Below are 24,050 nucleotides of genomic sequence, written 5' to 3' on the forward strand. Positions count from 1 at the left end.
GGGATGACACGCTGAGCGTCTACGACGCCGAGTCGCTGGAGCTCCGGGCCACCGTTGACCTCAGTGCCGGGCCGCACGGCCTGCGTCCCACCCCGGACGGTGCGGCGGTGGTCGTGGCCAACACCACAGCGGGCACTGTCGACGTGGTCGACACTGACACCTATGAAGTCACCGCGACGATCCCGGTCGGGGACTCCCCTCCGCAGGTCGCTGTCGCACCGGACGGGCGGTACGCCTACGTGAGCCTGGTCGGGTCCAGTTCTGTGGTGAAGGTCGACCTGGTGGAGCAGAAGGTCACGGGATCGGTGTCGGTTCCGTCGCCGCCGGTCCAGCTGTACCTGACCGCGGACGGGACCCGCTTGCTGTCGGCCGACCAGGGAACCGAGGGCGCCCCTGGCAGTACCGTGTCCGTGATCGACTCGGCCTCCATGACCATCGAGGACACCATCGCCGCGGGGGCTGGCCCGCACGGGGTGGTTGTCGAACCGACCGGGCAGCGGGCCTGGGTGACCAACCTCTATGACGACACGGTCTCCGTGATCGACCTGTCGACCAACCAGACCGTCTCGACTGTGTCTGTGGGCGACAAGCCAAACGGCATCAGCTACAGCCCTCAATCGCCTACGCCCGGGCCCGCCACTACCAGCGTCACCGTCCCCGACTACGCCACCGGAGCCGAGGGCGGCCACGCGGAGCACTGACCCGGCTGGGCGACCCTCCATCCTGATCGACGGGGCGGTCCTCGAAATGGCAGCCGCTTCTCGGCCCGCAGTTCCACATCCGACATTGGGGGTGGAACCGATGCATGGATGGATGTAGAGGGAATCTTTACTCCGCAGGCGCGAGGATCCTTACACGTGACGGTCAAGCTTGTTGCATCGGGTGGTCACGGGACCACCCACTCGGTCCAGGAGGATAGACATGATGGGTTACGGCGGTTTTGGCGGTATGGGGTGGGGCGGCATGGTCGGCATGGTGCTGCTGTGGGCGGTGCTGATTGGTCTGGTGGTGTGGGCGGTGACCAGGCTCTTGCCGACGCGCCCCAACGGTGGCGGCATGCAGCCCGGGCCGGAGACACCGGAGGAGATCCTGGATCGTCGGTTCGCCCGCGGCGAGGTTGACGTCGAGACGTATCAGGTGCAGCGGGCTGCGCTGGCCTCGGCCCGGGGTGAACGCCGATGACTGGGCGGGGCCTGACTCAGGCCGGCCCACGCTGGCTGGCGTGGCTGGTGTTGGTGGTCGCGAGCGTGCTGTTCATAGCCTCGGTGGTCTTGGCCGCTTGGGGAGGTGCTCGCCCTTACCCTGGCGCTGCCGGTGTCGCGCCGAACTGGAACGGGCATGGTCCGATGATGGGAGCCAACGGTCGCGGGTGGGTCGGACCGTCGGGCGGAATGATGGGCGCCGGGGGCGGCTCCATGATGAGCGGCTCCATGATGGGCGGCGGGGTGTGGCTGGCCGGCGACGGCGTCCGGGTCGACACCATCACCCAGGCAAGGGCTCGCGCGACGCAGGCTGCGGCGGTCAGTGGGCTCATACCGGGCGAGGTGATGCAGTTCACCACCAACTTCTACGTCGAGTTGAGGGACGCCTCCGGTGAGGCCACCACCGAGGTGCTCGTGGACCCGGCCACCGGTGCGGTGTCCACCGAGTACGGGCCGGCCATGATGTGGAACACCGGCAGCCGGACCGCGGCCATGTCCGCTGATGAGGCCGTTGCGATCGCCGACGGCTGGCTGCAGACCAATGCCGCCGGTGAGACGGCGGCAGGGATGGCCATGGAGTATCCGGGGTACTACACCCTCGACACCGCCTCGGGCGGTACGACGGTGGGCATGCTGTCGGTCAACGCCACCACTGGGGCGGTCTGGTACCACACGTGGCACGGCCGGTTCGTCGGGGAGGAGGACGCTTGAGCGTGGGTTCTGCCAAGCAGCCGAGCATCCTGGTGGTTGACGACGAACCCAGCCTGGTCAGGGTGGTGGAGGGCTACCTGACCAAGGAGGGGTTCTCCGTGCGCACCGCCGGCGACGGCGAGACGGCGCTGGCAATGGCGCGGGAGTCAGAGCCTGACGTGGTTGTGCTCGACCTGGGACTGCCCGGCATCGACGGCGTCGAGGTATGCCGGCAGCTGCGGACGTTCAGCAGCTGCTACGTCCTGATGTTGACTGCGCGCGCCGACGAGGTGGACATGCTCATCGGGCTTGCGGTGGGAGCCGACGACTACGTCACCAAACCCTTCTCGGCCCGCGCACTGGTGGCGCGGGTCAGAACGCTGCTCCGGCGGCCACGCACCCCAGCCGACACCACGGCACAGGAAGCCCCTGAGGCACGTGTCTTCGGGGACCTGACAGTGGACGTTCCGGCGCGCGAAGCGCGCGTCGCGGGCTCACTGGTGGCGTTGACGCGCACGGAGTACGACCTGCTCGAGGCCTTGAGCGGGAGTCCCCGCATCGTGTTCACCCGACAACAGTTGCTCGACCGCGTCTGGAACGACACGACGGGCTCCGCCGCGAGCGACGAGCACCTCGTCGACATCCACGTCGGCCACCTCCGTCGCAAGCTCGGCGACGACCCCCGCGACGCCCGCTACGTCCTGACCATCCGTGGGGTCGGCTACCGGATGGGCCCGGGATGACCGCCCACCGAAAGGATCCGCGACTGGCACGACTCGCCCTGGCCCCCCGGCTCCTGCTCAACAACCTGCTCGTCATCCTGGCCGGCGCCGGCACCGTGCTCGTCGTAGTGCTCCTCGTCACCCCGTCGGTGTTCCAGCTCCACCTGGACAGGGCGGGCGTCGCCGCCGACTCGGAGGCCCTGCAACACATCCTGATGGCGATCCAGGACGCCGTCCTCGTGGCCGTGGGGATCGGCGTCGCCGCCGCAGCGTTCACGGCCGCCACCATCAGCTGGGTCGTGGCCCGCCGGCTCGCCGCTCCCGTGCGGGATGCCGCAGACACCAGCCGTCGACTGGCGCACGGAGACCTGGACGCCCGGGTGCTCGATCCCCGCATGGGCCCCGAGTTCGCCACCCTCGCCGCGTCGGTCAACGAGCTGGCCGAGCGACTCCAGGCCACCGAGACCACCCGCCGCGCACTCACCGCCGACCTGGCCCACCAGCTCCGCACCCCCATCGCCTCCATCGAAGCCACCATCGAGGCCGTCCGAGACGATGTACTGCCCGCCGATCACCAAACCTGGGACACCCTTGCCGCCCAGAGCGCGCGGCTCCGACGCCTGGTCGCCGACCTCGAGGTGGTCTCCCGCGCCGAGGAACGTCAACTGCTCCTCAGCGCCGAACCCGTTCCTGTCCCCACCATGATCCACGCGGCCGTTGCCGCGCATTCGGAGCGCTACCGGTCCGCCGGCGTCCGGATCGACGCCTCACTCGCTGACAGCACCCCTCGCGTGCTGGTCGACCCCGAACGAATCCAGGAAGTCCTCGGCAGCCTGCTCGACAACGCGCTCCGCTGCACCCCGGCCGGCGGCACCGTCACCATCGCCGGTCGGCCCAGCCCGTCCGGGGACTCGGCGGTCATCACGGTGACCGACAACGGCCTCGGCCTCACCCCCGCCGAAACAGGGCAGATCTTCCGCCGCTTCGCGAAAGCTGCCGACAGCCCCGGCAGCGGCCTCGGGCTGACCATCGCCCGCGCCATCGTCGAGGCCCACCACGGGACCCTCACCGCCGACAGCGCCGGCCCCGGCACCGGCGCACGATTCACAATCACCCTCCCTGCCAGCCGTTCCTACTCGCGCCCCCCACTGAGGGCAGGCGGAACTGGCAACACCCAGTCCCTCTGATCCACTCGTTGAGGCGCATCAGGCCGTGGCGGGACAGGAATGCCGTTTGGCTTGGGATCGAGGTAGCTACCACCAGAAAACTTCAAGCCGAGCCAGCCTGCATCAGCCCTCAATGCCCCCGAATCGCGCGACCCCGGCCCCTCTACTTCTTGATCGAAGCCGAGGGGAGAGTTGATCAGATCCATACATTGTCAAGGGACAGTGGTCTTATCGGCCGGAAGGTCCGGCAACCCGAATGAAGGAGACCACCATGATCACCACGCGCAAGATCGCTGCCCTGGCCGCGGCTGCCGCGGCAGTTGTCGCGATGACCGCCACCACCGCCGGAGCAGTCGAACCCACCGGACGTGAGTTCGCCGGCCACGTCCGCATGATGGCCCAATCAGACATGGGCCTCGACGGCACCCACAACCCCGGCATGCACCAGGGATTCTCCGGCATGGAGAACCACCACTCCTCCTGACCGGAAAGGTCAGCTCGTCAAGCGACCCCCGCCCGGGCCCCAGGTCGGGCGGGGACCCTAGTGACTCACGCTGCTCCACGCCGCACCCGTGCGAAACCACCGTCGGACACCTTCACCTGCACAACCTGCACAGACCCGTGAGCGGAGCCCGCAGCACGGCGCCGAGCCGGCTCACCCCGCCGGACTACAGAAGCTGCAACGTGGTCAGGCAGGTGGGGCCCTCGGCATCGGAGGAGAAGCGGCTCTCGGCGCGCTTTCCGTCCTTGGTGACGACGACGGTGCCCGCGAGGTCCTTCGGGATCCAGAAGCCGACGAAGCCGTTGGCGTAGGTGGTCGCGTCCTCGTCGACGAGCACCTCCCCCGAATCGGTGGTGATCCTTACTCGCAGCTCGACGTCTGCCAACTCCCCCTGGCACGAGCCGAGGTTGTGGAAGTAGCATTCGTGCGTGGTGGTCTCGTACGGCGCGATCGACAGGTAGAAATGGTCACCCTCAAGGGGCAGCGCGGCCTCGGTGGTGCCGTCGCTGAGCAGCACCTCGTCGTAGCGCACCGATGCAGCCAGCGGCAACGGGCGCTGAGCGTCGAGCCGGTCGAGCGCCTCCACGACCTCGGCGCCGCTCTTCCCCTCCAACCCGTGCGCCGCTAACAACGCCCCTGCGTCCCCCGCCGCGACACTCGGCGCCGCCATGGACGCGGAATCTCGCGGGGTCTCGGCAACCTCCGGGGTTGAGCAAGCCGACAGCGCCAGGACGGCGGCGAGCGGCACAGCGATACGAATGGTCAGATGATGGCGGCGCATGGGTCTCCAGGAGCTATGTGTCTTCAAGGAAGTCGTGGTGTCCGCGATGTACCGCGGCACCGTTTCGGACATGTCGTCCAACCAGAATGCCGCAATCGCTGAGTGCGCTAGTCACACGCTTAGTCAAGATTAGATCAAGAAGATCCCGAGGTGGCGGGGCGAAAGTGACACGATCCTCGTCTGTTAGCATCGTCACATGACGATAACAAAGACGATCAAGGATGTGTCTGAAGTCGGGGATCTGTCGGTGGCGGCTGCCTTCTTCCACGGCTTGTCCGATCCTTCGCGGCTGGCGATTCTTCAACACCTGACGTTGGGCGAGCATCGGGTGCGGGATCTGACTGCACATCTCGGGTTGGCGCAGTCGACGGTGAGCGCCCACCTGGCGTGTCTGCGAGAGTGCGGCCTCGTGTCGTCGCGGCCGGAGGGACGCGCGTCGGTGTTCTCGCTGGTGGCGGCCCAGGAACTGCTGGCCATGTTGTCGGCCGCGGAGCGCCTGCTTGAGTCGAGCGGGCAGGCTGTGGCGCTGTGTCCGAACTATGGGGTCGGCACCACCACGAACCCCTCCCCCGATCTGTTGAAGGCCCACGGGGCGGAGGCCCAGCGATGAACAGGCCAGCGATCAGCGGACGCGAACACGGGAACACCGCAAACAGCGAGAGCGCCTGCGGGTGCGAGGCACCCGCAGGCGCCAGCAGTGATGATGACGACGCGGTGGAGCATCTGTGGCAGGTCCGCGACATCCAGTTCGGGCTGGCCTCTGGGGTGCTGCTGCTGGCCGGCTTCGTCTCCGGACTGCTGGGCTGGGAGGTTGCCGAGCTGGTGTTGAGCGTCGCGGCGCTTCTGGTGGGGGCGTCGACGTTCGTGCCCGGAGCGTTGAAGAGGCTGGCGCGCGGCAAGGTCGGGGTCGGGCTCCTGATGACCATCGGCGCAGTCGGCGCAACTGCTCTGGGGCAGATCGAGGAGGCGGCGATGCTGGCCTTCCTGTTCTCCCTGGCCGAAGGTTTGGAGGACTACTCGCTGGCCAAGACCAGACGCGGGTTGCGGGCGCTGCTGGGTCTGGTTCCGCGTGAGGCGACGATCAGGCGCAACGGTCGGGATGTGGTGCTGAGCCCCGACGATCTGGTGGTCGGGGATCTGATGATCGTGAAGCCGGGCGAGCGGGTGGCCACCGACGGTGACATCCGGGCCGGCAGGACGGCGGTGGACACCTCCGCCATCACCGGCGAATCGATGCCCGTCGAGGTGGGCCCAGGGGACCCCGTGTTCGCCGGTTCCGTCAACGGCTCCGGCGTCCTCGAGGTCGAGGTCACGGCCGCGGCCAGGGACAACTCTCTTGCCCGGATCGTGCACATCGTGGAGGCCGAGCAATCCCGGAAGGGCGACACGCAGCGGCTGGCCGACCGGATCGCCACGCCCCTGGTGCCGGGCATCCTGATCGCCGCCACCCTGACCGTCATGGCGGGCTTCCTGCTCGGGGAACCGGCGGTGTGGCTGCAGCGGGCCCTGGTGATGGTGGTGGCCGCCTCCCCGTGTGCGCTGGCGATCTCCGTTCCCGTGACCGCGGTGGCGTCCATCGGCGCGGCCAGCCGTCGCGGGATCCTGATCAAGGGGGGCGCCGCACTGGAGAGCCTCGGCAAGGTCCGCACCATCGCCCTGGACAAGACCGGCACCCTGACCCGCAACCAGCCGGCCGTCGCCGACGTCGCACCCGCCGACGGCTACTGCCCAGCCGAAGTACTCGGCCTGGCCGCCGCGCTCGAGGCGCGAAGCGAACACCCGCTCGCCCGCGCAATCCTGGCAGCCGCCGACGACGTGCGCGCAGCCGATGAGGTGACCGCCGAGGTCGGATCCGGGCTCACCGGCCGCATGGACGGGCGCAGCCTCCGGCTGGGACGCCCCGGTTGGATCGACCCCGGCCCACTGACCGCGCACGTGACCCGCATGCAGGACGCCGGCGCCACCGCAGTCATCGTGGAAGTCGACGGCATCCCCGTAGGAGCGATCGCCGTCCGCGACGAACTACGCCCAGAAGCCCCCGAAGTCATCGCGCAACTCCGCGCGGACGGCTACACCATCGTCATGCTCACCGGCGACAACGGCGCAACCGCGCGCGCCATCGCACGGGAGGCCGGGATCAGCGAGGTGTACGCCGACCTGCGCCCCGAGGACAAGTCCGCGATCATCGAGCGGCTCCGCCGGGAAGGCCACTCGACAGCGATGGTCGGCGACGGCGTCAACGACGCCCCCGCGCTCGCCACCGCCGACCTCGGCATCGCGATGGGGGCGATGGGCACCGACGTGGCCATCGAGACCGCCGACGTGGCGCTGATGGGCGACGACCTACGGCTGCTCCCCCACGCGCTGGACCACGCCCGACGTACCCGTCGCATCATGCTCCAGAACGTGATCCTCTCGATCGCACTCATCACGATCCTCATCCCAGTCGGGCTCTTCGGAGTACTCGGGTTGGCAGCCGTCGTCCTCGTCCACGAAGTCGCGGAGGTATTCGTGATCGGCAACGGCATCCGGGCAGGACGCAGCACCGCCCTGCCCCCGATCACCGCACCTATCCGTCGGTCAGAACCCGCGATGGTCCCAGCATGAGCGACACCCACGACCACGCCCACGCGAAGCCGGGGACCAACCGGACCAGGCTGGCGATCGCGTTCGGGATCACCGCCACCATCCTGATCGCCGAGGTCATCGGCGCATGGTGGACCAACAGCCTCGCCCTCCTCGTCGACGCCGGGCACATGCTCACCGACGCCTCCGGCCTGTTGATGGCACTGATCGCCGCCTCTCTGGCCCTGCGGCCACCCACACCGGAGCGGACCTGGGGTTACCGTCGCGCAGAGGTGCTGGCCGCCGGCGCCCAGTCCGCGATCCTCCTCGCCGTCGGGATCTACGCCTTCATCGAAGGCGTCCGCCGGCTCTTCGACCCGGCGGAGGTCACCGCCGGCGGGCTGCTCGTGTTCGGGATCGTCGGACTCGTCGGCAACATCGTCGCCATGCTTGTCCTGGGCGCAGGCCGCGCCGCGAACCTCAACATGCGTGCCGCGTTCCTCGAGGTGGTCAACGACGCCCTCGGATCCGTCGCGGTCATCATCAGCGCGATCGTCATCTCGCTCACCGGATGGACCCGGATCGACGCCATCGCCGGGATACTGATCGCCGCCCTGATCGTCCCCCGCGCGATCACGATCCTCAAGGAAGCCGGGGGGATCCTGCTCGAATCCACCCCCAGAGGCCTGAAGCTCGACGACGTCCGCCGGCACATCCTTCAGGTCCCGCACGTGATCGGGGTGCACGACCTGCACGCCTCCACCATCGCCACCGGGCTACCGGTCCTCACCGCCCATGTCGTCGTCGACGAATCCTGCTTCACGCAGGGGCACGTCTCCCAGGAACTGCGGGACCTCCAGACCTGCGTCGCCGAACACTTCGACGTCAGCGTCGAACACTCCACCTTCCAGATCGAAGCCCCCTCCCATAGCGCACTGGAACGCCACTCACACCACTGAAACAACGCTCATGGGAATCCGGTTGGCCCCGACGAAGGCTGGCAGTCGACGCCGTGAACACGGCGGAAGGACGTAGGATCGGGCATCGCACACCTCCCCGAGTGCGCCCATCCACCGCCGAGAAATCTCAAGGAAGGTCAGACATGAGACAGTCAGGGCGCCACCCCTCAGCCCGGTGGGTGAGTCACCTCGCCTTGGTCCTCACCGTGATGATCCTGACCGGTTGCTCAAGTGGATCGGGCCAGGCGGGAGTGTTTGACTCAGCAGGTTTTCAAGGAGGTGACGGTTCAGTGACCATTGTCCCTGCCGAGCAGCGGCGATCGGCCCCAGAGCTGGCCGGGGAAACCTTGGACGGTGCACCGCTGACCACTGCAGACTTCCCGGGCCAACTCCTGGTGCTCAACGTTTGGGGATCATGGTGCGCCCCCTGCCGGTCTGAAGCACCCGCCCTCGTCGAAGCGGCCGCCCAACTGCCGGGGGTGCAGTTCATCGGCATAAACACCCGCGACCTCAACCCGGCCCCGGCGCAGGCGTTCGTTCGGGCCTTCGACATCCCCTACCCCAACATCTACGACCCCGACGGTGCGCTCCTGCTCGAGTTCGGGCAGCTTCCACCTAAGGCTATCCCCAGTACTTTGGTCATCGATTCTGAAGGGCGGGTCGCTGCACGGATACTCGGTGAGACCACCGCCTCGACGTTGGTCGGCATCATCGAAGACGTCACGGCGGCGGAATGATCCCTCTCGAGTCCTGGGTAAGCCAAGCGATGTCATCGTCACTGCTCCTGGGGATCCCTGTCGCCATGCTCGCCGGTGTCATCTCTTTCGCCTCGCCCTGCGTCTTGCCCCTGCTCCCAGGCTACCTGTCGTTTGCCTCTGGTCTTGGGGCCCACGAGATCACTCAAGGAACCGGCAACCGACGACTCCTGCTCCTGGGAACCCTGGGATTCGTGCTCGGGTTCGCCGTCGTTTTCGTCCTCACAGGGGCCCTCCTGGGTGGCCTCGGAGCCGTCCTACTCACCTACGAGCGCATCATCACGATCGCTGCCGGAATCCTGATCATCCTGATGGGGCTGGGCTTCCTCGGCTGGATCCCCCTGCCCGCGCAGCGACGCCCGCAAACCGCCCGCGCCGGAGCCCTCGCCTCCCCCCTACTCGGGATAGCCTTCGGCCTCGGCTGGACCCCTTGCATCGGCCCCACCCTGTCTGTGGTTCTCACCCTCGCCCTCAACGAGGGCTCGGCCGCCCGTGGCGGGCTGCTGGCCTTCTGGTACGCAATCGGCCTTGGCCTGCCCTTCCTCGCCTTCGCGGCTTCGTTCACCACATTCGCTCCCCATTTCGAGTGGCTCAAGCGCCACCAACGCGCCCTGCAGCGTGCCGGTGGTGGGCTGCTCATTGTGGTTGGGATATCCATGGTCACCGGCCTGTGGGCCATCCTCGTTGCCTACCTGCGACAGTGGGCCTCAACATTCGGGACCATCCTGTGAACATGGGGCACCCGAAGGAAACCCTCATCACGTTGGCCAGCACCTCCGATCCCATGCTTCGGGCGCCGGCTCACCTCCGGAGCCACGGGCTGGTGATACCCCAACCCACATGGCCAGGACGGTGCTCACCGTGGTCAGGGGGTGACCGTGGCGATGCGAAGACGGCGCCCCAGCCACCAGGCCACCACACCGAAGACCGCGAATCCAGCGATGTTCCAGCTTGCTGCCTCGGCCCAGGGATCGATTTTACCCCGCGTAGCTCCGCCAGGAGGAGGTGAACATCGCGTCTGCACGGACCTCATCGAAGCGCTGGAAAAGGAATCGCCCAAATGAAAGAGTTCCTCAAGTGCTACCAGTGCGCTGACGCGTCCGACGACCGCTGGGCCCTGCTACTAGGAACTCGCAGCCCTGACGGCAGGAAGGGGACCGACTTGCCCGTCAACCCAGCTAGACACCTACAGGCACTTGCGCCGCCACACAGGGCTGGGACTGCCAGGCTGATGCCGGCCAGGCATAGAGCCCTGATCGGGACACCAACGGCTGCCTCTCGATCAGCCAGCGGGCGAACTCACGTAGAGGTGCTCGCGAAAACTGGAGCGCACCACGCCCGCAGGGCTGATCCGGTGGACCCCCAAGGCATCACTGGAGGCGCGTGGTGACCTCGTCGAGGAGTTCCTTCGGGTCGAGCCACATGGAGGGGTAGTTGCCATTCCAGCGTTGGACGCCATCGCCGTCGATGAGGACGAAGCCGTGGCCGGGCATCCCGGGGTGCATGCCCTTGTCGAGGACGTCGTACGCCTTCGACACGGTCCCGTCGTCGAGGAGATAGGGGGTGGTGACGCCGAACTGCTGCATGTCGGGCAGGATCTGCTCGGCGCTGTTCATGACGATTGGCAAAACCTCGATGCCCGCCTCGGCGAAGCCGGGATCCTTCTCGATCTCGGCCATCTGCATGGTGCAGGATGCGCAGCCGGCGCCTTCGTTGAAATAGATCAGCACCGGGTTGGGTCGCAGGTCGCTGAGAGTGACGCTGGTGCCGGCTGTGGTGGTGAGGGTGAAGTCGGGTGCGAGGCGCTGGGTGTCGCCCTGCTCGGGGATGGCGGACCACAGCCCGTAACCGACGACGACGACGACGATCAGGGTCACTACTCCGCCGATGATCCGGCTCCAGGTGCGGCGCTTCGTGTCGCGGCGCGTCTCGGCCTCCTGGCGGGCTTTGAGTTGCTCGCGCCGTGAGGGTGCGGGGTTCGTGGGGGTCATCGTGGCTCCAGGGAGAGTGTCGTCGGAGTGCTGGCTCCTTCGGGCGCGGGGGTCGGTGCGAGTTGGGTGTCGCAGCAGTCATGGACGGCGGCGGTGGGCTTGGCGTGTCGGCGGTCGCGAAGGGTGGCGATGACGAACACGGCCACCAGTGCGAGCAGTGCCAGTCCGAGGACGGCCTCGGGGATAGGGGCGGTGATCGCGATCAGCCAGGCGAAGACCTCGGAGAGCCAGGCGCCCATGCCGACCAGCGGGGCGTCGGCGCCGGTCATCTCGGTGGCGCCGGCTTGGCCGATCACGAGGATGCCCATGATCACGAACCCGACGGCGACCAGCAGGTTGACGGTGTTGGTGGCCAGCGTGAAGCGGCCCAGGTTGATCCGGATGGGCTTGGCGCGGAGGCTGCGCATCCGCTCGGGTCGCTTGTCCCACAGCAGTGCCATCACGAACAGCGGGATCACCATCCCGAACACGTAGGCCAGACCGAGCACCAGCCCACCGACGGGCGAGCCGGACAGCGCCGACAGGGTCATCACGCCCGCCAGGACCGGCGCGCAGCAACTGGAGGCGATGCCGGAAAACACGCCGAGGCTGAAGAAGGTGGCAGTGTCACCGCGTGCGGTGTCAGGCGCCCGGAGGAACGACGGCATCGACCACATCGCCCCCGACAACGCCAACAGGCCGAGTCCGATCATCAACAGGCCGCCGGCCCAGTAGAGAACCACGTGGTACTTGGCAATGGCGCCGGCGATCAGGCTGACCCCCATGGTGATCGGGACCAGGACCGCCGACAGTCCGGCGGCGAACACGAAGGTCAGCGGGATCAGGCGCCAACGGCGGTTCTTCGCCGCCGCAGCCAGATAGCTGGGAGCAAGGAAGACGATGCAGCACGGGGCGAACAGCGCGACGCCGCCGGCGAGGAACGCCGCCAGGACCCCTCCCGCGCTGAGCAAGTCGGCACCCATCAGCGGGCACCGAGGCGGTCGACGAGCCGCGCCAGCTTGCCTCGCGGAATGCGGCCGGCGTGGAAGTACCTGCCCGCCACCAGGGTCAGCGGGAAACTCCCAGGGCGGTGCTCGGCGATCAGCGCCTCACCTCGCGGTGACTCCGCCGGCACTGCCGTCAGCCGCAACAATCCTGCACGGTCCAGAGCGTTGAGGCGTTGATGGGCGTCGTCGCAGAAGTGACAGGCGGGGGTGGTCACCAGGGTGACGTTGACCACCTGGGTCGGTGCGGTCGGCGGTGCTGGCGCCGGAATCTCGTTCACGATCCCATCCTCAACCCTCCAGATCAGGGAACGGTTCAGCCCGGGTCAAGGTTCGGCCAAGAACACTCCCCCAGCACCGTGAGGGGGGTGGGGTGGCGGGCGGGGAGTGTCAATAATGGCTGTATGGCTGAGCCCCGCAGGTCGAGTGTGTTGGTGATCGACGACGAGCGCCCGCTGGCAGGGATCGTCGCCTCCTACCTCAACAAGGCAGGCTTCGACACCGCCCTGGCCTACACCGGCCCGGACGGCGTCTCCTCGGCGCAAGACCTGGACCCCGACGTCATCATCCTTGACCTGGGCCTACCCGGCATCGACGGCATCGAGGTGTGCCGCCAGATCCGGCTGTTCTCCGACTGCTACATCCTGATGCTGACCGCCCGGGCCGACGAGGTCGACAAACTGATCGGCTTGTCGGTGGGCGCCGACGACTACCTGACCAAACCGTTCAGCCCCCGCGAGCTCATCGCCCGCGTCAACACCGTGCTGAGACGCCCGCGCCGCCAGACCCACGTCGCACAACTGACCGCGCCGCGCGAGTTCGGGCGGCTGCGGGTGGACGCGGAGGGCCGCGACGTGTGGGTCGACGACCAGCAGGTGGGGCTCACCCGCACCGAGTTCGACATCCTCGACGCACTCTCAGCCCGACCCAACGTGGCGCTGAGCAGGCGGCAGATCATCGACGCGGTGTGGGGCCCGGGCTGGGCCGGCGACGACCACGTCGTCGACGTCCATGTGGCAAATCTCCGCAAGAAGCTCGACGACCCGCCCGCGGAACCGCGCTACATCCTCACCGTCCGCGGAGTCGGATACCGGATGGGACCAGGGCGATGACCAGGCTGCGCGGTCTCGTGGGCCGGATGCGGTGGGGCACCCGCACCTTCCTCACCCAGGCCCTGGTGGTGGCAGTCGGCGTGATCACCGCCGCCCTGGTCGCTGTGGTGGTCGGGCCCCCACTGTTCCACGAACACCTGCAACAACTCGGTCACGCGGACGGAACTGCCGAGATGGGGCATGTGGAGCAGGCGTTCCTCGACGCTGGCGTCAGATCGTTGGGCATCGGACTGGTGGTGGCGCTCACGCTGGCTATCGGCCTGGCCTGGATCGAGACCAGGCGGCTGCGCCGCCCACTGGAACAACTGACCGCAGCCGCCGCCCAGCTCGAGGCAGGCGACTACACCGCCCGCGTCCCCCAGAGTGGAACAAGTCCCGAGTTCACGGCCGTCGCCGACGCGTTCAACGACATGGCCAGCCGCCTGGATTCCACCGAGACCAGCCGACGGCGGCTTCTCTCCGACGTGGCGCACGAGCTTCGCACCCCCCTGGCCACGCTGACCGCTGAGCTGGAGGCCGTCATCGACGACGTGGTCCCCTGGGACCACGACAGCCAGCAGCTGCTCACCCTCCAGGCCGCCCGGCTCAAGAAGATCGCCGCCGACCTCGACGACGTGTCCCGGGCCGAGGAAGGTCGATTCACTTTGGATACCCAGACCCAGGCGGTGTGGGACCTCATCGAGCCCGCCGTCGCCTCCGTCGCCACCCGATACCAGGCCAAGGGCGTCGCGTTGTCCGCGGACTCGGACCCCGGTTTCGTCGCAGCGGATCCGCAGCGGGTGGGTCAAATCCTGGGCAACCTCCTCGACAACGCGCTGCGGCACACCCCCACCGGGGGGATCGTGCGCCTCAGCGCGCGCGAGTCCAGGGATGAGGTGGTGATCACGGTCACCGACACCGGCGACGGCCTCACCCCGGAGCAGCTCTCGAAGGTGTTCGACCGGTTCTACCGCGCCGACACCGCCCGGGCCCGCGATGCGGGCGGCTCCGGGATCGGGCTGACCATCGCCCGCAGCCTCGCCCTGGCCCACGGCGGCTCATTGACCGCAACCAGCCCCGGCCCCGGACACGGCTCGATCTTCACCCTGCACCTGCCCACCGCGCCAGCACCTGAGCGGGTCTTGATCGATTCTTGACCTTACACGGGTTGGCTCTTGAGCTGATCGTTCATAGCCTCGAAGTTAGGACCGGCGGCCCCCGTCGGCCAGGAATGGAGCATCTTTCATGACACGCACTAAGCGGATCACTGCCACTTTGGCGGGACTGGTCCTGACGGCCACCCTGGCAGCCTGCGCGGACCAGGGCGCCACTCCCCCGGCGGCGACCACCTCCCCGACAGGCAGCACCTCCGCCACGGCCACTGAGTCGGCGTCGGCGAGCGCCTCATCTGAGGTGGCCGCCGACCACAACGACCAGGACACCACGTTCGCGCAGATGATGATCATCCATCACGAAGGCGCCATCGAGATGTCTCAGCTGGCGATCGAACGCGCCGAATCCCCCGAGGTCGTGGCCCTCGCGGAGCGGATCGCCGAGGCCCAGGGCCCGGAGATCGAGGAGATGACCGCCTGGCTCAGCGCCTGGGGTGAAGATGTCTCCCCCGGTGGACATGGCGGCATGGACATGGGCGGCATGGACATGAACGGCATGAGCCAGGAGGAGATGATGACCCAACTCGACGGCATGTCCGGCGCCGACTTTGATCAGGCGTTCCTCGAGGCCATGATCGCCCACCACGAGGGTGCGATCGGGATGTCCGAGCAGCAGTTGGCCGAGGGGCAGAACCCGGATGCTCTCATGTTGGCGGAGAAGATCATCGCCGACCAGCAGACTGAGATCACCGAGATGCAGGAGATGCTCACCAGCCTCTGACCAACCCAGGCGTGCAAGCGATGAGGCGCCCGTCCAGCCGTTGTGGCTGGGCGGGCGCTTCGTCGGTTGTCCTGGTTGGCGAACGCCGTACCTGGCGGGGTTAGGCGGCTGGGTTGCTGGCGAGATGCTCGGCGTCGAAGAGGTCCTGGCAGCGTCGGCAGCAGAAGTAGAACCGCTGGCCTTCGACGTCGCGGAACAGTCCCGCCGCCTCCGCGGTGGACTTCAGCGTGCTGGTCCCGCGGACCGTGCAGGTGACCAGTTCGTCGCCGGGGCCGGCCACTACATCGTGCTGACAGTGATGTCCGCCACCCTGGCCGTGGGCGGTGTGGCCGCCGCAGCAGCCTCCCTCCTGCTGGTTCCCGTGCTGGTGTCCATGTTCGTGATTGCACATGTGCCCTTTTTCCTTTCGTTTTCTTGTGGTGTTGATCATCGGGTGGGTGAGGGGCTGTGATGCCCCTCGTGCTCTTCGGAGTCAGAAGTGCTGGCGGAGGCCGGCGCGGGGGTGTCTTGTTCGCTGGAGGTGGCGGGGTTGAACAGTGGCCCGATCACGAATGCCGACAGGGCGAACAGGCCGGTGAACACCGCTATTCCAATCGCAGGGGCCTTCCAGGTGCTGAACCGGCGACGCAGCCGTCGCAGCAGCGGGATGCTCAACGCCAACCCGACCACGTAGAGCAGCGTGTTGCCGAGGAATCCCGTCAGGAGCGCAGCCCCGGCCAGGAACCCGATGTGGTGCATCACGTGCGGCGCCAGGCCCATCAACGCACCGAGGGTGGCCCGTGTGCCGGCCCAGAGCGCACCCCAGAAGCCGCGACGCCCCCCTGTCATGCCTGGGGTGGTATCGGTGATCGTGTCCATCGCGCCGCTCACCGTCCGACCGGATGGGGGCTGGGGACAGCCGACGAGGGGTCGGCGGCAGAGACGTTTGAGACTGGAGCAGCAGGATGGAACGTGTCTCGGAGGATCAGGGCGGCGCCGAGGATGATGCTGGCGATGCCGATCAGCTGCGCCTCGGTGAGATCGAGCACGACGTGCGGGTTGATGCGGACCATCTCGGCGAGGAGGCGGGCCGCTCCGCTGAGCATCAGATAGGACCCGAACACGGCCACCGGCCGCAGTCTGCGGCCCAGCACCCACAAGATGCCGGCGATCAGGAACGCACCGGCCGCTTCATACAGCTGGACGGGATGCACCGGCACGTTCACCGGCACCACCCCGTTGGGGAACGCCATCCCCCAGGGCAGATCGGTGGGCGTGCCGTAGGTGCCGTCACCGGCCAGGAAGCAGCCGATCCGGCCGATGCCGTAGGCCACCGACAGCGGCGCCGCCATCGCGCCCGCCACCCGTCCAAGGGGCAGATCGTGGCGTCGAGTCATCACGATCACCGCGATCGACCCGGCGATCAATCCCCCGTACCAGACGAACCCGGACCCGCCGAACAGGTGCCAACTGAAGTTGTCCCAGTTCGCGATCAGGTAGTACACCTTCGCGCCGACGAACCCCCACACCGTCGCCCACAACGCGATCGAGTGCGCCAGCTCCTTGTCGTAACCGATCCGCGTGAACGCGCGCCCCAACAGGAACGCGCCGACCAGCAGCGCCAGCGCCTTACTCAGCCCATAGGACTGGATCCCCACACCAAATATCGAGAACACCTCAGGCCACACAGCCCACTCCCATCATCGAAACTGTTCCAGGCGCGCGACGTGACCGCGGGGCCTCACTGCCCAGTCTCAACCGGTCGCCTCAAGCAACGAGCAGGACCCGGACAAGGTTTGGTCAAGATCCCAGTCCACGTGCCCGGACCCACACGGTAAGGCCGGATCTTGACCGAAGCCTGACCACCGTGTGAGTCCCGTGGAGTGGTGGGGTTTCAGGGAGGGCGTGTCCTGAGCTGATGGAGGGGGCCATCGGCGTGATCCTCGGTTGTAGCGCCAACTACCACCGTGAAGGAGTTCACACCGATGGCCCTGTCCCAGTCTGCCGTGTCCGAACTGCTCGAGGCGTTCCGCGCCGGCGACGGCGTCGATCTGGTGCGCGAGTCCGTGCGGCTCGTGCTCCAGGAACTGATCGAAGCCGAAGCCGCAGAGGTGATCGGCGCCGCCCGCTACGAACGGTCCCCCGACCGTGTCACCGAACGCAACGGTTCCCGACCGCGGACCCTGCTGACCAAAGGCGGCGACGTGGAGGTGTCGATTCCGAAGCTGCGGAAGGGATCGTTCTTCCCCTCCGTGCTCGAGCCTCGGCGCCGGATCGATCAGGCCCTGTATGCCGTGGTGATGGAAGCCTGGGTCGGTGGGGTGTCGACCCGCAACGTCGACGCGCTGGTCGAAGCGCTGGGCGGATCGGGGATCTCGAAGTCGGAGGTATCGAGGATCTGCGGGCAACTCGACGAGGAGGTCGGCCGTTTCCGCACCCGACGACTCGACGCCATCGAGTACCCCTACGTGTTTCTCGACGCGACGTACCTCCACGTCCGCAGCAACCATCTGGTCACCTCCAAAGCGGTCGTGGTCGCGACCGCTGTCGCCGGCGATGGGCGCCGGGAGATCCTCGGCCTTGACGTCGGGGACAGTGAGGACGAAGTGTTCTGGCGCGGGTTCCTCACCTCGTTGAAGGGCCGCGGCCTGCACGGGGTCCGGCTGGTCATCTCTGATCAGCACGCTGGCCTGACCGCGGCGATCGTGCGCTGTTTCCAGGGCGCGGCCCATCAACGCTGCCGGGTCCACTTCGCCCGCAACCTCCTCGCCCTGGTCCCGAAATCCCAGATGGACATGGTCGCAGCCGTGTTCCGCACGATCTTTGCTCAACCCGACCCCGACACCGTGAGCAGCACCTGGGACTCGGTCCGCGACCAGCTCGCCGACCGGATCGTCAAGATCGGACCCCTGATGGATACGGCCAAGACCGAGGTCTTGGCCTTCGCCGGGTTCCCGCGGGCGCATTGGAGCAAGATCTGGTCGACCAACCCCCTGGAAAGGTTGAACAAGGAGATCAAACGCCGCGCCCGCGTGGTGGGGATCTTTCCCAACGAGGCCTCCGTGATCCGCCTGGTGGGGATGATCCTCGCTGACACCAACGACGAATGGATCACCGACGAACGCCGCTACCTCTCCGAAGGATCCATGGCGCTACTGCTCCCCGCCCGCGATAATGAACCCATCGCCGCCATCACCGGCGGCGACGCGTGAGCAACCGGGGAACACCCCGAAAGCCCACCACCCAGCGGGGCGCAATCCAGATCAGATCAATGCTCAGAGACGACCTTCGTCTTCCGGGTGGCGAAGTATGCGTTTTCCCGGCGGTGCCAGAGGATCGCCGTCGCGGCACTCGCAGCCATCAAAATCGGCGCGAAGAGCGCGGCCGGTCCAAGTGTTCCGTAGATCGCGTAGCCGATGAGCGGCACCACAGCGGCTGCGATCAAGCATCCGATGGCGATTGGGCTGTGTCAAGTTTCATGGACAGGTGTTTTGTTGGTCAGGCCGCGGCTGCGGTCTGAGGTTGGTGGGCGGCGTGGACCGCGGCTGGGGTTTGGTAGTCGAGGGTGGAGTGGCGGCGGCGTCGGTTGTAGAACACCTCGATGTACTGCATGACGTGGAGCCTGGCTTGGGCTCGGGTCGCGAACCTGTGCCGGTGGTACATCTCGTTCTTCAGCATCGAGAACCACGATTCGGCGACCGCGTTGTCGTGGCACGATCCGGTCCGCCCGACCGACAACCGCACCCCGAGTTGGGCGGCGACGGCGGCGTAGTCGGCTGAGGTGTACTGAGATCCGCGGTCCGAGTGGAAGATCGCTCCAGGGGCGAGGTGTCCGTGGGTGTGGGCCATCCGCAGCGCGGCGCTGATCAGCTCGGTGCGCATGTGCTCGGCCATTGCCCAGCCCACCACCATCCGGGAGTGGAGATCGATCACGGTGGCCAGGAACAGCCACCCCTCACCGGTGCGCAGGTAGGTGATGTCACCGACCAGCTTGGTCCCTGGCGTGTCGGAGGTGAAGTCGCGTTTGACCAGGTCAGGGCGCTGTTCGGCGTCGTCGGCGGGGATCGTGGTGCGTTTCTTCGTCCGCGGTTGGATGCCGGCGATCCCGGCCTGGCGCATGATCGAGCGCACCATTCCCTCCGAGGCGGGCACGCCGTCGGCGGTCAGATCGGCGCGCACCCGGCGGTGCCCGTTGACGCCGTTGGAGGCGGTGTGGCTGTCGATCACCGCAGCGGTCACCTCCGCCCGTCGGGTCGCCGCCGGGCCCGGGGTATCGCCTCGCTTGACCCACGAGTAGTAACCGGCCCGCGACACGTCCAGCAGGCGGGTCATCAACTCGACGGTGTGGGTGGCCTTCTCCGCGTGGATCAGCGTGAACTTGTCGGTCACGGTTGCGTCCTGGCGAAGAAGGCCGCGGCTTTTTTCAGGAACGCGTTCTCCTCCGACAGCCGGCGCACCTCGGCCTCCAACGCGGCCAGGCGGGCCGCCTCCACCGGGGGCGGGGCCTTCACCGGGTCGGGGTGCTGTTCCCGGTAGATCTTGACCCAGTAGCCCAGCGAGCTCTCGTTGATCTCCAACTCCCGCGCGACCTGTGCGATCGGCCGCTGCGCGACCACCACGAGCTGGACCGCGTCAGCCTTGAACTCTGCGGTGTACTTCCTGCGATTCGATGACATCTCGTCTCGTCGTTCCTTCCTGGTAACGACTGTCCACGAGAAGTGTCACACCCCACACCCACGACGGCGAACCCCTTCGGAGCCCAGGCAACAGCAGGATGACTCCTGCTACCCCCGCAATCAGCGACAACGGGGCGTCAAAGCGCGCATACCCCAGCAAAAGCGGGTCGAACCAAGAATGCCGAGTCATGGGCATCTCAACACCCAGTGACGGGTCGACGAGCCAGCGCATCTCCAGGGTCGGCAGCAACATCACCACGACGCCCCCCACAGCAAAGACCACGGCGACGGCGCCCAACCAACGCTTCATTGCCCGATCATCGCAGGGCCGATGTTGGCAAGGGTCGGAACCCAATCAAGTAGACTCGAGCTCGGCGCGGCATGTCCCAGCAAGCCCTTCGAGGTCGAGCTTCACTGTGTCACCCGGGGGTGACCGGGAAACACGCGAAACCGACTTCGAAAGCCACTCGAAGAACTCTTTGAAGTTGAGCCCACGGAGCCGGAGCGGCGGCCGGTTCGGGCTGAACCTTGCCAGCACACTCATGTCGGCATCAGCGCCGACAACTCAGCGATGGAATCGTTCTTCGCGTTGCTGGAGCTGCGATTCGTCTGAGCCGAGCCCCCGAGTGTACATCGACGTCAGCCCTCCGGCGAGGTGGGTGGACGTTGTCTTACTGCGGACCTTCGCAGAGTAGGAGGATGGCATCTCCTAGCAAGCGACGCGCTGACGCCGTCAACGAAGGGCCGCGATGATGGCGTCGTGGAGCTCGGTGTCGAGCTCAAGACTGTCGAAGGTTGCGGCATGCTCCCAGATGAGAGCGGCCGTGGCTCGGATTACATTCATGGGCTCCTCCCCCGGGGCGACAAGGCGGACCCGACGCCCGTCGGCGGCAACTACTGCATCAGCGGCGGCCGACTTGAGGAACTTGCCGTTGCGCGTGAGACGGATCGGGGGGTACGGCAAGGTGAGATCACGAAGGTCGCGCAAGATGAAGTCGGGTCTTGCATCGGGGTGCGCGGCGAAGGCATCTTGAGGCTGACTGATGCCAGTGAAGACGAGGGCGCTACTCATCCCGGATCGGTTTGCGCCTCTGATGTCTGTGTCGACCTGGTCGCCGATGAATAGCCATCGGGAGCCGGGGAATCGTTCGCGCGCGGCGTCGAAGATCGCCTCTTCGGGCTTTCCGGCCACGAGCGGTTCGCGGTTGACGACAGCGCGTACGGCTGCGACGATCGCACCATTGCCGGGGGCCAGGCCGCGCTCGAGTGGAAGTGCGGTGTCGAGGTTCGTCGCAACCCACGGAATCCCGGAGGCCAGAGCGTAAGCAGCTTCGGCGAGGTCATTCCAGCTCACGTGTGGTGAGAAACCTTGCACGACCGCATCGGGATGCTCATCCGCCGTGCGGACAAGTCGGTATCCCGCCCCTTGGAGCACCGTCGTCAGCCCCGGACCACCGACGACCAGCAGAGACGTTCCAGGCTCGACGACCCTTGAGAGGAGCAGCAGTGTCGCCTGCGGTGAGGTGACGACATCATCTGCGTCGACGTCGAGTCCCATTGTCGTCAGCTGTTCCGCGACGTCCGCTGCCAGCCGAGAGGCGTTGTTCGTCAGGAACCCCACCGTCTTCGTCTCTCGAGCCGCGTTCAAAGCGGTGACGGCGTGCGGTATGGGTGCTGCGCCGCGGTAGACGACTCCGTCGAGGTCGGAGAGGATGACGTCCGCGCTGTCAAGAGGGGTGGGGTGGGCGTCTCTGGCCATGCTGTCTCCCAGGTCGATGGGTGGACTACAGTCCGGTCTTCCATTCTACGCCGATTCGGTCTATGATCAGCTAGACAGGGCTATACAGGTATAGATAGGAGTCCCGTATGTTGATTGGCATTGGCTGCGACCCGAATGCAGCCACCCTCAAGGATGCCGTCGCTGATTACCTTCGCGAGCTCGGCCACGAGGTTCGTGATTTCGGCTCCGACGACCCCCTGTACCCGAAGACAGCCATAGCGGTGGCGGAAAGCGTCGCGGCGAAGGAGGTCGAGCGTGGTGTCGTGATGTGCGGCACCGGCATCGGCGTCTCCATCTCTGCGAATAAGGTTCCCGGGGCGTACTGCGCACTGCTCACGGACGCGTACCAAGCCGAGCGTGCTCAGCTGAGCAACGACGCCAACATGGTCGCATTCGGAGCTCAGGTCACCGGCGTCGAGTCGATCAAGCGACTCGTTCGCGAATACCTCTCGGTGTCGTACGGGGAGAACGAGCGGAGCGCTCCGAAGCTCGCCGCTCTGTACGACTACGAAACCGAGAACACTCGCGTATGAATACCGTCCCGCTGCAGATCGAGGCGGAACTCGCACGCCTGAACGTCCTGCGGATGGTGCGGGCAGGCGGTTCTGGCCACCTTGGAGGAGCACTCTCGTGCATCGACATCGTGACCGCGCTGTACTTCGCGACCATGCGCGTCAACCCGCAAGCCCCGAAGGACCCGAACCGCGACCGGTTCCTGCTGTCCGCGGGCCATAAAGCAATGGCGCAGTACGCCGTCCTCGGCCGGCGCGGCTACTTCGAGGAGACGCTGTACGACACCTACGGCTCCGTCGGCAGCAAACTCGGCGGTCACCCTGACCTTCACAAGCTTCCGGGGATTGAAGCGAACACGGGCGCCCTGGGTCACGGGCTGTCGATTGCCGCAGGGATGGCACTTGGCCTTCGCGCAGCGGGCAACGGAGGACGGGTTTTCACCGTCCTTGGGGATGGTGAGCTCCCCGAAGGGGCGAACTGGGAAGGCGCGTCCATTGCGGCCCACCACCGACTCGACAACCTCGTCGCTTTCGTCGATGTCAACGATCTGCAGATCTCCGGGCCGACCGCTGAGGTCATGAACATGGAGCCGATTGCCGACAAGTTCGCAGCGTTCGGGTGGAACACCGTCACCATCGACGGGAACGATATCGATGCCGTCCTCGGCGCCGTCAGCACCGCGGACGGTGAAAAGGGCCGGCCTACTGTCGTCGTTGCTCGCACGACGAAGGCGAAGGGCATCAGCTTCCTGGAAGGGACCCTTGCCTCGCACTACTGGAAGCCGACGGTCGAGGAACTCGACCGAGCCGAACGTGAAGTGCACGCCCGCATCGACAACCTGCGCGAATGGAACGACCATGGCTGCTGAGACGCCTACTCTTATCGATCCGCGAAAGACCTTCGGGCAAGCAGTGACCGACCTCGCTGCGAGCGATGACCGTGTCGTCGTCCTCTCCGCCGACAGCGGGCTGTCGTCGGGATTCGGCTCATTTCGCGAGCGCTACCCCGACCGCTACTACGAGTTCGGCATTCAGGAACACGGAACAACGGGCGTCGCGGCAGGTCTCGCAACAACCGGGAAAATCCCCGTCTTCGCAGCCATCGCAGCGTTTGTCACCAACCGGAACTACGAAGCATTCCGTAACGACATCGCGTACATGGGTCAGAACGTCAAGATCGTCGGTCGCAACGGAGGGATCACTTACTCCGACCTCGGGCCCACACACTACTCCCTCGAAGACTATGCAATCATCCGCATGCTTCCCGGGGTCGTCGTCCTCTCACCCCAGGACCCCGGAGAGATCCGGGAGGCAGCGAAGGCGATGATTGAGCACGACGGGCCCGTGTACATGCGCATCGGGGGCCCATCGATCCCCGATCTGTTCCCGCAGGCACCGTTCAACATCGGGGAAGGGCGGATGATTCGGGAAGGGTCTCGCGCAACGGTCGTCACGACGGGGACCATCACCCCGGAGGTCGTGGTCGCGGTGCAACGGCTCGCGGACGACGGCGTCGATGTGGAGCTCATCGGGATGCCAACTGTCGAACCTGTTGACGCGGCGCTTATCCGCGCGTCCGCTCATCGCACCGGACGCGTCATCACCGTCGAGGAGCACTACACCCGCGGCGGTCTCTCCGCGGCCGTTGGCGAGGCTCTGGCATCCTCGGGAATTCCCGTGCACGCCATCGGGTTGCCGCATGAGCACATCGTCACCGGTACGTACTCAGGTCTGCTTGCCCGATACGCGCTTGACGCCGCGGGACTGTACGAGCGCATTCGGCTGCTCGTCCGCTAGGCGGAC

General features: G+C 66.8%; 29 protein-coding genes. 18 read left to right on the plus strand and 11 right to left on the minus strand.

The window, feature by feature from the left end; all coding sequences use genetic code 11:
• From ACZK39_RS15655 to ACZK39_RS15680, 6 genes are all read left to right on the plus strand, one after another.
• Window positions 1-701: YncE family protein (locus tag ACZK39_RS15655; protein ID WP_463613872.1), on the plus strand; the 701-nt coding region annotated here is incomplete at its 5' end.
• Window positions 702-921: 220 nt separating this feature from the next.
• A complete protein-coding gene (locus ACZK39_RS15660; protein WP_459017654.1) occupies window positions 922-1,182 on the plus strand; it encodes an SHOCT domain-containing protein in 261 nt (86 codons plus the stop codon).
• A 167-nt stretch (window positions 1,183-1,349) separates the two neighbouring features.
• Window positions 1,350-1,913, plus strand: a complete 564-nt coding sequence (locus ACZK39_RS15665) for a hypothetical protein (RefSeq protein WP_463613873.1) — start codon at window positions 1,350-1,352, stop codon at window positions 1,911-1,913.
• 2 nt (window positions 1,914-1,915) lie between these two features.
• Entirely contained in the window at window positions 1,916-2,635 is a 720-nt protein-coding gene (locus ACZK39_RS15670) for a response regulator (protein WP_459020435.1), read from the plus strand.
• Window positions 2,632-3,801 carry a HAMP domain-containing sensor histidine kinase gene (locus ACZK39_RS15675; RefSeq protein ID WP_463613874.1) on the plus strand — a complete coding sequence of 390 codons (1,170 nt, stop codon included), beginning with the start codon at window positions 2,632-2,634 and terminating at the stop codon, window positions 3,799-3,801. The genes ACZK39_RS15670 and ACZK39_RS15675 overlap by 4 nt, the downstream gene beginning before the upstream one ends.
• A 250-nt stretch (window positions 3,802-4,051) precedes the next feature.
• Window positions 4,052-4,264: a hypothetical protein gene (locus ACZK39_RS15680; protein WP_078919639.1), complete on the plus strand. Its 213-nt coding sequence runs from the start codon at window positions 4,052-4,054 to the stop codon at window positions 4,262-4,264.
• A gap of 184 nt (window positions 4,265-4,448) precedes the next feature.
• On the opposite strand, the gene ACZK39_RS15685 is transcribed toward ACZK39_RS15680, so the two are convergent.
• The gene (locus ACZK39_RS15685; protein ID WP_463613875.1) at window positions 4,449-5,063 is read right to left on the minus strand and encodes a CueP family metal-binding protein; all 615 of its coding nucleotides are present in this window, start codon (window positions 5,061-5,063) and stop codon (window positions 4,449-4,451) included.
• 196 nt (window positions 5,064-5,259) lie between these two features.
• Here ACZK39_RS15685 and ACZK39_RS15690 point away from each other — a divergent pair, with 196 nt between their 5' ends.
• The 5 genes from ACZK39_RS15690 to ACZK39_RS15710 all read left to right on the plus strand — a co-directional run bounded on the left by ACZK39_RS15690 (window position 5,260) and on the right by ACZK39_RS15710 (window position 10,073).
• The gene (locus ACZK39_RS15690; RefSeq protein WP_068752806.1) at window positions 5,260-5,673 is read left to right on the plus strand and encodes an ArsR/SmtB family transcription factor; all 414 of its coding nucleotides are present in this window, start codon (window positions 5,260-5,262) and stop codon (window positions 5,671-5,673) included.
• Window positions 5,670-7,670 (plus strand): heavy metal translocating P-type ATPase, encoded by a 2,001-nt coding sequence (locus ACZK39_RS15695; RefSeq protein WP_463613876.1) that lies wholly within the window; start codon window positions 5,670-5,672, stop codon window positions 7,668-7,670. The genes ACZK39_RS15690 and ACZK39_RS15695 overlap by 4 nt, the downstream gene beginning before the upstream one ends.
• Complete coding sequence (locus tag ACZK39_RS15700) at window positions 7,667-8,587, plus strand: cation diffusion facilitator family transporter (protein WP_463613877.1); 921 nt, start codon at window positions 7,667-7,669, stop codon at window positions 8,585-8,587. Before ACZK39_RS15695 ends, ACZK39_RS15700 begins: the two co-directional genes overlap by 4 nt.
• A 143-nt stretch (window positions 8,588-8,730) precedes the next feature.
• Window positions 8,731-9,324 carry a TlpA family protein disulfide reductase gene (locus ACZK39_RS15705; RefSeq protein WP_073186929.1) on the plus strand — a complete coding sequence of 198 codons (594 nt, stop codon included), beginning with the start codon at window positions 8,731-8,733 and terminating at the stop codon, window positions 9,322-9,324.
• Between the two features lie 29 nt (window positions 9,325-9,353).
• On the plus strand, window positions 9,354-10,073 hold the full coding sequence (locus ACZK39_RS15710) for a cytochrome c biogenesis CcdA family protein (RefSeq protein WP_459017660.1): 720 nt from the start codon (window positions 9,354-9,356) through the stop codon (window positions 10,071-10,073).
• 639 nt (window positions 10,074-10,712) lie between these two features.
• Here ACZK39_RS15710 and ACZK39_RS15715 read toward each other — a convergent pair.
• Genes ACZK39_RS15715 through ACZK39_RS15725 form a run of 3 tightly spaced genes read right to left on the minus strand, consistent with a single transcriptional unit; the run spans window position 10,713 to window position 12,597 of the window.
• Window positions 10,713-11,333 carry a peroxiredoxin family protein gene (locus ACZK39_RS15715; RefSeq protein ID WP_458993599.1) on the minus strand — a complete coding sequence of 207 codons (621 nt, stop codon included), beginning with the start codon at window positions 11,331-11,333 and terminating at the stop codon, window positions 10,713-10,715.
• Window positions 11,330-12,295: a cytochrome c biogenesis CcdA family protein gene (locus ACZK39_RS15720; protein WP_458993598.1), complete on the minus strand. Its 966-nt coding sequence runs from the start codon at window positions 12,293-12,295 to the stop codon at window positions 11,330-11,332. The genes ACZK39_RS15715 and ACZK39_RS15720 overlap by 4 nt, the downstream gene beginning before the upstream one ends.
• Window positions 12,295-12,597: a glutaredoxin gene (locus ACZK39_RS15725; RefSeq protein WP_458993597.1), complete on the minus strand. Its 303-nt coding sequence runs from the start codon at window positions 12,595-12,597 to the stop codon at window positions 12,295-12,297. The genes ACZK39_RS15720 and ACZK39_RS15725 overlap by 1 nt, the downstream gene beginning before the upstream one ends.
• Before the next feature lie 123 nt (window positions 12,598-12,720).
• Between ACZK39_RS15725 and ACZK39_RS15730 the strand changes: the two genes are divergently transcribed.
• From ACZK39_RS15730 to ACZK39_RS15740, 3 genes are all read left to right on the plus strand, one after another.
• Complete coding sequence (locus tag ACZK39_RS15730) at window positions 12,721-13,428, plus strand: response regulator transcription factor (RefSeq protein WP_078919647.1); 708 nt, start codon at window positions 12,721-12,723, stop codon at window positions 13,426-13,428.
• Window positions 13,425-14,564: a sensor histidine kinase gene (locus tag ACZK39_RS15735; protein ID WP_463613878.1), complete on the plus strand. Its 1,140-nt coding sequence runs from the start codon at window positions 13,425-13,427 to the stop codon at window positions 14,562-14,564. Before ACZK39_RS15730 ends, ACZK39_RS15735 begins: the two co-directional genes overlap by 4 nt.
• Window positions 14,565-14,652: 88 nt before the next feature.
• Complete coding sequence (locus ACZK39_RS15740; protein ID WP_078919649.1) at window positions 14,653-15,300, plus strand: DUF305 domain-containing protein; 648 nt, start codon at window positions 14,653-14,655, stop codon at window positions 15,298-15,300.
• Between the two features lie 100 nt (window positions 15,301-15,400).
• Here the strand turns inward: ACZK39_RS15740 and ACZK39_RS15745 are convergent, their stop codons facing one another.
• From ACZK39_RS15745 to ACZK39_RS15755, 3 genes are read right to left on the minus strand one after another with little or no spacing between them, the layout of a single operon-like run.
• Entirely contained in the window at window positions 15,401-15,691 is a 291-nt protein-coding gene (locus ACZK39_RS15745) for a hypothetical protein (protein ID WP_463613879.1), read from the minus strand.
• A 35-nt stretch (window positions 15,692-15,726) separates the two neighbouring features.
• A complete protein-coding gene (locus ACZK39_RS15750; RefSeq protein ID WP_458993594.1) occupies window positions 15,727-16,158 on the minus strand; it encodes a hypothetical protein in 432 nt (143 codons plus the stop codon).
• A gap of 8 nt (window positions 16,159-16,166) precedes the next feature.
• Window positions 16,167-16,967, minus strand: coding sequence for a prolipoprotein diacylglyceryl transferase (locus tag ACZK39_RS15755; protein ID WP_458993593.1), 801 nt, complete (start codon window positions 16,965-16,967; stop codon window positions 16,167-16,169).
• A 297-nt stretch (window positions 16,968-17,264) separates the two neighbouring features.
• On the opposite strand from ACZK39_RS15755, the gene ACZK39_RS15760 reads away from it, so the two are divergent.
• Window positions 17,265-18,491 carry an IS256 family transposase gene (locus ACZK39_RS15760; protein WP_068751158.1) on the plus strand — a complete coding sequence of 409 codons (1,227 nt, stop codon included), beginning with the start codon at window positions 17,265-17,267 and terminating at the stop codon, window positions 18,489-18,491.
• 56 nt (window positions 18,492-18,547) lie between these two features.
• On the opposite strand, the gene ACZK39_RS15765 is transcribed toward ACZK39_RS15760, so the two are convergent.
• The 4 genes from ACZK39_RS15765 to ACZK39_RS15780 form a co-directional block, all read right to left on the minus strand.
• Window positions 18,548-18,724: a hypothetical protein gene (locus ACZK39_RS15765; protein ID WP_463613880.1), complete on the minus strand. Its 177-nt coding sequence runs from the start codon at window positions 18,722-18,724 to the stop codon at window positions 18,548-18,550.
• Window positions 18,725-18,777: 53 nt separating this feature from the next.
• Window positions 18,778-19,955 (minus strand): IS3 family transposase gene (locus ACZK39_RS15770; protein WP_463613881.1). Its coding sequence is split into 2 segments (ribosomal slippage): window positions 18,778-19,703 and window positions 19,703-19,955, totalling 1,179 coding nucleotides; the frame shifts between segments, so codons are not numbered across the junction.
• A complete protein-coding gene (locus ACZK39_RS15775; protein WP_463613882.1) occupies window positions 19,912-20,265 on the minus strand; it encodes a hypothetical protein in 354 nt (117 codons plus the stop codon). The genes ACZK39_RS15770 and ACZK39_RS15775 overlap by 44 nt, the downstream gene beginning before the upstream one ends.
• Before the next feature lie 423 nt (window positions 20,266-20,688).
• Window positions 20,689-21,714 carry an HAD-IIA family hydrolase gene (locus tag ACZK39_RS15780; protein WP_458993592.1) on the minus strand — a complete coding sequence of 342 codons (1,026 nt, stop codon included), beginning with the start codon at window positions 21,712-21,714 and terminating at the stop codon, window positions 20,689-20,691.
• A gap of 107 nt (window positions 21,715-21,821) precedes the next feature.
• Here ACZK39_RS15780 and ACZK39_RS15785 point away from each other — a divergent pair, with 107 nt between their 5' ends.
• The 3 genes from ACZK39_RS15785 to ACZK39_RS15795 are packed head-to-tail and all read left to right on the plus strand — an operon-like array spanning window position 21,822 to window position 24,044.
• On the plus strand, window positions 21,822-22,268 hold the full coding sequence (locus ACZK39_RS15785; protein ID WP_068751151.1) for an RpiB/LacA/LacB family sugar-phosphate isomerase: 447 nt from the start codon (window positions 21,822-21,824) through the stop codon (window positions 22,266-22,268).
• Window positions 22,265-23,116: a transketolase gene (locus ACZK39_RS15790; RefSeq protein WP_068751149.1), complete on the plus strand. Its 852-nt coding sequence runs from the start codon at window positions 22,265-22,267 to the stop codon at window positions 23,114-23,116. Before ACZK39_RS15785 ends, ACZK39_RS15790 begins: the two co-directional genes overlap by 4 nt.
• Entirely contained in the window at window positions 23,106-24,044 is a 939-nt protein-coding gene (locus tag ACZK39_RS15795) for a transketolase family protein (RefSeq protein WP_463613883.1), read from the plus strand. Before ACZK39_RS15790 ends, ACZK39_RS15795 begins: the two co-directional genes overlap by 11 nt.
• Window positions 24,045-24,050 lie beyond the last annotated feature (6 nt).

This window comes from Tessaracoccus luoxuelianae, from assembly GCF_055326245.1.